Origin of the sequence: Kitasatospora sp. NPDC059160 (genome assembly GCF_042755465.1) — a bacterium.
GTDB lineage: Bacteria > Actinomycetota > Actinomycetes > Streptomycetales > Streptomycetaceae > Kitasatospora.
Map to the genome: position 1 here is coordinate 1 of NZ_JBHZCN010000197.1, position 7,407 is coordinate 7,407.

The window sequence follows — 7,407 nt, forward strand, 5'->3', positions numbered from 1 at the left end:
GCCCCCCCCGGCCCCCCCCCCCCCCGGGGCCGCGGCGCCGCAGCCCCCCGAGGGGCTGCGGCGACGGGCGGCACGGGCGGTTCCCCTCCGTCACATAGGATGTCCGGCCGGAGGGGGCGGAACGGCGGGGAGAGGTACAGGTGCGGGGAGATCGCACGGCACGGGCCACCACCGACTACGAAGCCACGACCGGTCGGATCGCGGGTCTACCGCTCCGCCGGCACCACGTGCTGCTGACAGCGTGGACGGTGCTCTGGTTCTTCCTGGTGGAGCCCAGCGGCGGCTTCTCCTGGCACTACCTGCGCCAGGGCGAACAGCTGCTGTTCAGCGGCCAGCCCGACGGCGGCCTCTCGCTCTACGCCCACCACCCCGAGCTGCAGATCGGCCCGGTCAGCCTGGCCGCCGCCCGGCTCACCGCCCCGTTCTCGCCGCACGTCGGCCAGCTGATCGCCGAGGCGGCGAGTGCCGGGCTCGGCCTGGTGATGCTGGTGCTGGTCGGCCGCACCGCCGCCCTGTACTACCTCGGCACCGGCACCAACCACCGCCGGCTCCAGCAGCGGCTGCTGATCGCCGGGCTGGCGTTCATCCCGATGTGGGTCGAGGTGTCCGTCCGCTTCGCGCACCTGGACGACGTCCTCGCGCTGTTCTTCACCACCCTCGCCGCGCACGCCCTGGCCCGCGGCAAGCCCGTCCAGGTCGCGGTGTTCCTGGCCCTGGCGGTCGATTCCAAGCCCTGGGCGCTCGCCTTCGCCCCGCTGATCCTGGCCCTGCCCCGGCCCGCCTGGCTGCGCACCGTGCTCTGGTTCTGCCTGCTGGTCGCGGTCGCCTGGCTGCCGTTCTACCTGGGCAACCTGGACACCATGGCGGCGGCCAAGTTCACCATCCCGAACCAGCCCGCCTCCGCGCTGCGCTGGTTCGGGGTCACCGACCCGGCCACCCCCTGGTGGGACCGTCCGACCCAGTTCGCGCTGGGCATCGGCCTCGGCTGCGTGGCCGTCTGGCGCGGGCGCTGGCCGGCCGTGGTGCTGCTCGGGGCGGACGCCCGGATCCTGCTCGACCCGAGCGTCTACACGTACTACACGGCCTCGATCCTGCTCGGCACCCTGCTCTGGGACGCGGTCGGCCAGAAGCGGCTGGTCCCGTGGTGGAGCTGGATCGCGCTGGCGGCGCTGTACGGCGGCACACTGTTCCTGCCGTCCGACGCGGCCCGCGGCTTCGTCCGGCTCGCCTTCGTGGTGGTCTCCGCCGCGTACGTGCTGCTCTGGCCCACCCAGCAGTCCCGCCGGCCGCGGCCACCGGCCCAGGGCGGCGGGGAGGGCCGCCGGCGCTCCGCCCGGCGGCGCGAGCGGGAGCTGGTCGACGCCTGAGGCCTCCCGGAACACGGCTTGACCCTCACGCGACGTGAGAGCGGAGGGTGGTGGTCACCACCAGGGAGGAGCTCCGGATGAACGGGGACGAGGGCTACGCGGTCGGCGCCGTGGCGAAGATCGCCAAGGTGACCGTCCGCACCCTGCACCACTACGACGAGATCGGACTGCTGTCCCCCGCGGGACGCACCCGGGCCGGCTACCGCCGGTACGTGGACGCCGACCTCGACCGGCTGCAGCAGATCCTGTTCTACCGCGAGCTCGGATTCGCCCTGGAGGAGATCACGGCGATCCTGGACGACGACTCGGTCAGCCCGACCGAGCACCTCCGGCGTCAGCACCGGCTGCTGACCGACCGGATCGGCCACCTCCAGGAACTCGCCACCGCCGTCGAACACGCCATGGAGGCACGCAGGATGGGCATTCAGCTGAGCCCGGAGGAGAAGTTCGAGATCTTCGGCGAGGGCTACCGCGAGGAGTGGGAGCAGGAGGCCGAGCAGCGCTGGGGGAAGACCGAGGCCTGGGCCGAGTCCCAGCGGCGCACCGGCGCCTACACCAAGGCCGACTGGCAGCGGATCCAGGAGGAGATGGCCGGGCTCAACGCCCGCCTGGTCGCGGCCGTCACCGCCGGCGACCCCGCCGACGGCACCGCGGCCATGGACCTCGCCGAGGAGCACCGGCAGCACATCTGCCGGAACTTCTACGACTGCACGTACACCATCCACCGCGGCCTGGCCTGCCTCTACGTCGAGGACCAGCGCTGGACCGCCACCTACGAGGAGCTGGCCCCCGGGCTGGCGCAGTGGCTGCACGACGCCGTCGTCGCCAACGCCGACCGGCACGAGAAGGCGTAGCGGCGCAGGCGTCCGCTACGCGACCCCGCGCCCGAAGGAGCGCCGGTAGGCGGTCGGTGAGGTGCGCATCACCCGGCCGAAGTGGTGGCGGAAGGTCGCGGCGCTCTCGAAGCCGACCGCCACGGCGACCTCCTCCACCGAGCCCTCCGGCGACTCCAGCAGCGTCAGACTGGCCGCGATGCGCTGGGTGACGACCCAGCGCATCGGGCTGGTGCCGTTGCGGGCGGTGAAGTGCCGCAGGTACGAGCGGTCCGACATCCGGGCGGCCCGGGCCAGCACCGAGACGGTGAGCGGCTCGGCCAGGTGGTCCAGCGCCCACTGCATGCTGCGGGCGACCCCGTCCTCGTCCTCCTCGACCGGACGGACCGCGGCCTCGATGAACTGCGCCTGCCCGCCGTCCCGGTGCGGCGCCACCACGAAGCGGCGGGCCACGCTGTTGGCCACCTTGGCGCCGTGGTCCCGGCGCACCAGGTGCAGGCACAGGTCGATCCCGGCGGCGCTGCCCGCGCTGGTCAACACGTCGCCGTGGTCGACGTACAGCACGTCCGGGTTGACCCGCACCCGCGGGTAGCGCTGCTGGAGGAGGTCGGCGTACCGCCAGTGGGTGGTCGCCTCCTTGCCGTCCAGCAGTCCGGCGGCGGCCAGCGCGAAGGCGCCCGAGCAGATCGAGACGATCCGGGCGCCGCGCTCGTGCGCCGTCCGCAGCGCCTCGACCAGGCCGGGGGAGACTTCGCCGCCGAAGGCGTTGCGCACGCCGGGGACGATGACGGTGTCGGCCGCGGCGAGTTCGTCCAGGCCGTGCCGGGCGGTCAGCGCGAAGCCGCCCACCGCGTCCAGGGGCGTGCCCGGCCGGTCCGCGCACACCTTCAGCCCGTACCAGGGCGCGGCCAGCAGCCCGCCCAGCTCGGGCCGGGCCAGCCCGAACACCTCGACCACCACGCCGAGTTCGAACGGTGCCATGCCCTCGAAGGCGTACACCGCGAGGTCGTGCACGGGCTCCGGGCGGCGGCCGATGGTGACGGCCACCGGCCGCGGCCGGGCGGGCGCGGCCGCGTCGACCGGCTCCTCGACGTACTGCTCGGCCATGCGAACCCCCTGCTCACGGGTGGCGGAACTGCCGGTGAGTGTAGTCGTCGCGGCCCGCCCGGAACTTGCCGCGAACTTCCCGTGAATCCCCCTGCAACCTCCACCCGCGCCGCACGTCCATCACTACGGGGGCGGAGGGATCCGGGTCGGACGCGGCTGCGAGGATCTCCCCGATCACGATCTTGATCAGGTGCCTGACGGTCCGGCGAGCACGCCGCCCACCGTCCCGGGGGAAAGCAGAACCGCACATGTCCATGGCCATCGGCCCGATCGCCGCGCCACGGTGGGGGCGCGGCTTCTCCGTCCGCGCGGCCCGCGGAGTCCGGGGCGCGGTCGTCACGCTGTTCGGTGCGCAGGAGGCCGGTGCGCCGGACTCCGTGCTCACCGTCGAGCAGCAGCAGCCGGCGCAGCGCCGCTCCGGCTTCCGGCTGGTGCGCGGCGGCCGCGGTCCCGCGGAGGACCGGCCCACGCTGACCGACCTGTACCACGCCCACCGGCTGGGCCTGGTCCGGATGGCGGTCCTGCTGGTCGACCACCAGGACCTGGCCGAGGACGTCGTGCAGGAGGCCTTCACCCAGCTCTACCAGCGTCACGGCGAGCACCTGGACGACCTCGACAACGCGCTCGGATACCTGCGGACCTCGGTGGTCAACGGCGCCCGCTCGATGCTGCGCCGCCGCAGGACCGCCCGGGAGTACGTGCCCCCGCACGAGGCGGACGCCCCCTCCGCCGAGGACCACGCGGTGCTCAACGACGAGCACCGACGGGTGCTCGTCGCCTTGCAGGAGTTGACCCCCCGCCAGCGTGAGGTGCTGGTGCTGCGCTACTGGTCCGACATGTCGGAGGCGCAGATGGCCGAGACCCTGGGGCTCTCCCGGGGCGCCGTGAAGTCCACTGCCAGCCGGGCCCTGGACGCCCTGGAGAAGCACCTGGAGAAGGTTCGATGACCGACAAGTTCCCCCGCCCGGGCGGCGGTGACGGCGGTGGGCCGGCCGAAACCGCGACCGAACGGCTGCTCCGCGAGGCGATGGACGCCCGGGCGTCCCTGATCACCGTCCACGGCCTGCGCCCGGCCGCGCCCCCGCGGGGCCGGGTCCGCAGGCTCCGCCCGGTGTACCTGACCGCCGTGCCGGTCCTCGCCCTGGCCGCCTCCCTGGGGATCGGCCTGCTCGCCTTCCACGGCGACCCGGTCGCCAAGCAGGACGTCCCCCCGCCCCCGGCCGCGAGCATCACCGCGCCCCCGACCCCCGGCCCGGACGCGACCCCCACCCCGGACGCCTCGCCCACCCCGGCCGGCACCGCCCCCACCACCGGCGGTCCCGCCGCGGACCGGCCGCTCTCCGACCTCGTCCCGTCCTCGTCCGGCTCGGGCGTGCCGACCGGGCCGGGCACGCCGTACACCTTCCGCGGCGTCAAGTTGAAGGTGCCGACCGGCTGGAAGGCCGTGCCGCTCTCGGACCAGGCGGTCTGCCTGCTGAGCCCGGGCGCGCCGACCGATCCGCAGCGGAACTGGTCGTCGGCGGTGTGCGCGCCGTACGGCGTCCAGGTCACGGTCTACAACTCGGCGGGCGAACTCCAGGGCGGTGCCTGGCCGACGACGGCCGACCTGGACGCCCCGGCCGGCTGGGCGCACCAGGGCAGTTGCCCGGTCTGGGGCAACCCCCACCCGCCGGCGGCGGGCGAGATGAACAGCGCGGGGCCGACGAAGAGCGCGGTCACCGTGGCGGGGAGTCCCGCGGTCAGGTCGCAGTGGCAGGTCACCTGCGGCAGCGACTCCTTCACGACCCAGCTGTGGGCCCTGCCCAAGGACCAGGTCTTCGTCTCGGCGCAGGGGCTCAGGTCCGACTACCAGCCTGGGCTGACGGCCGTCGTCAACAGCCTGGACCCGAGCGGCCACCAGGCCCCGGCGGCGGCGGAGCCCGGCCCGAACGACCTCGCGGTCAGCATCGACGGCCTCTCCTCCGGCCAGCAGATGCGGATCGGCAGCGCGGTCGCCACCTTCTCGGTGACCTTCCGGAACACCGGACAGGGCACCTACGACCAGGTCCAGCCGCTGCTCTTCACCGACCGCTACGGGGGCACGCCGACCGCGCCCGGCCAGCAGCTGCCCAACGACGGCAAGCTGGAGGTGCAGACGGACGGCGGCTGGTCGGTCCGGGCGATGTCCCGGGGGAGCGACACGTCCTACGCGGTGGCGCAGGACCAGGACGTCTTCTCGCTGGGCCCGGGGCAGAGCAGGCGGCTGACCTACCGGCTGACGATCGGGCCCAAGGACGGGACCGGGGACATGCCGCTGAGGGCGCAGGCCCTGGTGCCGTACCGCGGCAGCGGCGACCTGACCGTGCTCGGGCACCAGGACATCGCGCTCAGGATCGTCCAGTAGCGCGCAGGGCCCGGCCTCCCCGCGGTGGGGAGGCCGGGCCCCGGCGCGGCCTCGGGTTCGGTCTCAGGCTCAGGCTCAGGCCAGCGAGGCCATCCAGGCCTCGACCTCGTCGCCGCGCCGCGGCAGCCCGGCCGAGAGGTTCTCGTTGCCGTCGGCGGTGACCAGGATGTCGTCCTCGATCCGGACGCCGATGCCGCGGTACTCCTCGGGCACGGTCAGGTCGTCCTGCTGGAAGTACAGGCCGGGCTCGACGGTGAGCACCATGCCGGGCACCAGCAGGGCGTCGACGTGCTCCTCGCGGCGCGAGTGGGCGCAGTCGTGGACGTCCAGGCCGAGCATGTGGCCGGTGCCGTGCAGGGTCCAGCGGCGCTGCAGGCCGAGCTCCAGGACCTTCTCGACGTCGTACACCGAGGCGTCCAGCAGGCCCCAGGCGAGCAGCCGCTCGGCGAGGACGCGCTGTGAGGCGTCGTGGAAGTCGCGGAAGCGGGCACCCGGGCGGACCGCGGCGATGCCGGCCTCCTGGGCGTCGTACACCGCGTCGTAGATCTTCCGCTGCAGCGCGGTGAAGGAGCCGCTGACCGGCAGGGTGCGGGTGACGTCGGCGGTGTAGAGGGTGTGGGTCTCCACGCCGGCGTCCAGCAGCAGCAGCTCGCCGGGGCGGACGTCGCCGTCGTTGCGGACCCAGTGCAGGGTGGTGGCGTGCGGGCCGGCCGCGGCGATGGTGCCGTAGCCGACGTCGTTGCCCTCGACCCGGGCGCGGCGCCAGAAGGTGCCCTCGATCCAGCGCTCGGAGGTGGCGACGGCCTGCCCGAGCTCGCGGACCACGTCGGTGAAGCCGTTGACGGTGGCGTCGCAGGCGGCGCGCAGCTCGCCGATCTCCCACTCGTCCTTGACCAGGCGCAGGCCGCTCAGGAACTCCTTGAGGTCGGCGTCCTTGTCGGCGTCCAGCACCTCGGCGAGCGCGGCCTCCAGGCCGGCGTCGTAGCCGCGGACGATCCGGGTCGGCACGGCGGAGTCCTTGGCGCGCCCGGCCAGCTCCTCGGCGGCCTTGCGGACGTCGCGGGCGGGCAGGCCGAGCAGCTGCTCCTGCTCGGTCAGGCTGTGCCGGCGGCCGACCCACAGCTCGCCGTAGCCGTCCAGCCAGAACTCGCCGTTCTCGCGGTCCGAGCGGGGCAGCAGGTAGAGGGTGAACTCGTGGCCGGCGTCGCCGGTCGGCTCGCCGACCAGCACCGCGTCCTCGGTCCGGTCGCCGGTGAGGTGCACGTACTCGCTGGCGGCGCGGAAGTTGTAGTCGGTGTCGTTGGAGCGCACCCGCAGGTTGCCGGCCGGGACGACCAGGCGCACGCCCGGGTGGGCGGCGGACAGCGCGGCACGGCGCGCGGCGGCGTACGGGGCCTGGGCGACCGGGGTGAGGCCGTGCAGCTCGGTGTCGGCCCAACCGGTCCTCATCGAGGCGGACAGCTCGTCCGAGATCTCGCCGTAGAGGCCGTTCTTGCGGCCCTTGAACGGCGGCGGCTCCTCGCCGCCCTCGGCCTCGGGGTTCTCGGCCACTGCGGGGGTCCGGTCCTCGGTCACGTGCAACGCCTCCTTGGGGGTGGTACCGCCGCCCTCGGGGGAGGTGTCGGGTCGCGACACGCGCGGGCGGCCGTGCGTCCATGGTACGGACGCCCGGCCGCCCGCCCGTCCGGGGTTCGTATGGCAGGGCCCGTCTTCGGAC

6 protein-coding genes are annotated in these 7,407 nt (G+C 74.1%); 4 read left to right on the forward strand and 2 right to left on the reverse strand.

Going from position 1 to position 7,407, the window contains the following annotated elements; genetic code table 11:
• Positions 1-227 precede the first annotated feature (227 nt).
• Together ACFXOZ_RS41435 and ACFXOZ_RS41440 are read left to right on the forward strand one after the other, a co-directional pair.
• Positions 228-1,367 carry a hypothetical protein gene (locus tag ACFXOZ_RS41435; RefSeq protein WP_375882674.1) on the forward strand — a complete coding sequence of 380 codons (1,140 nt, stop codon included), beginning with the start codon at positions 228-230 and terminating at the stop codon, positions 1,365-1,367.
• 77 nt (positions 1,368-1,444) lie between these two features.
• Positions 1,445-2,221: a MerR family transcriptional regulator gene (locus tag ACFXOZ_RS41440; RefSeq protein ID WP_375882672.1), complete on the forward strand. Its 777-nt coding sequence runs from the start codon at positions 1,445-1,447 to the stop codon at positions 2,219-2,221.
• Positions 2,222-2,236: 15 nt separating this feature from the next.
• On the opposite strand, the gene ACFXOZ_RS41445 is transcribed toward ACFXOZ_RS41440, so the two are convergent.
• A complete protein-coding gene (locus ACFXOZ_RS41445) occupies positions 2,237-3,307 on the reverse strand; it encodes a helix-turn-helix domain-containing protein (protein ID WP_380595228.1) in 1,071 nt (356 codons plus the stop codon).
• A 248-nt stretch (positions 3,308-3,555) separates the two neighbouring features.
• Here ACFXOZ_RS41445 and ACFXOZ_RS41450 point away from each other — a divergent pair, with 248 nt between their 5' ends.
• Positions 3,556-4,254 carry an RNA polymerase sigma factor gene (locus ACFXOZ_RS41450; RefSeq protein WP_380595230.1) on the forward strand — a complete coding sequence of 233 codons (699 nt, stop codon included), beginning with the start codon at positions 3,556-3,558 and terminating at the stop codon, positions 4,252-4,254.
• Positions 4,251-5,690 carry a hypothetical protein gene (locus ACFXOZ_RS41455; RefSeq protein WP_380595232.1) on the forward strand — a complete coding sequence of 480 codons (1,440 nt, stop codon included), beginning with the start codon at positions 4,251-4,253 and terminating at the stop codon, positions 5,688-5,690. The genes ACFXOZ_RS41450 and ACFXOZ_RS41455 overlap by 4 nt, the downstream gene beginning before the upstream one ends.
• 75 nt (positions 5,691-5,765) lie before the next feature.
• Here the strand turns inward: ACFXOZ_RS41455 and ACFXOZ_RS41460 are convergent, their stop codons facing one another.
• Complete coding sequence (locus ACFXOZ_RS41460; protein ID WP_380595234.1) at positions 5,766-7,265, reverse strand: aminopeptidase P family protein; 1,500 nt, start codon at positions 7,263-7,265, stop codon at positions 5,766-5,768.
• Positions 7,266-7,407: the final 142 nt, after the last annotated feature.

Coding starts and splice junctions, on each gene's coding strand:
- ACFXOZ_RS41440 (WP_375882672.1), top strand. CDS start 1,445: ATGAACGGGGACGAGGGCTACGCGGTCGGCGCCGTGGCGAAGATCGCC.
- ACFXOZ_RS41445 (WP_380595228.1), bottom strand. CDS start 3,307: ATGGCCGAGCAGTACGTCGAGGAGCCGGTCGACGCGGCCGCGCCCGCC.
- ACFXOZ_RS41450 (WP_380595230.1), top strand. CDS start 3,556: ATGTCCATGGCCATCGGCCCGATCGCCGCGCCACGGTGGGGGCGCGGC.
- ACFXOZ_RS41455 (WP_380595232.1), top strand. CDS start 4,251: ATGACCGACAAGTTCCCCCGCCCGGGCGGCGGTGACGGCGGTGGGCCG.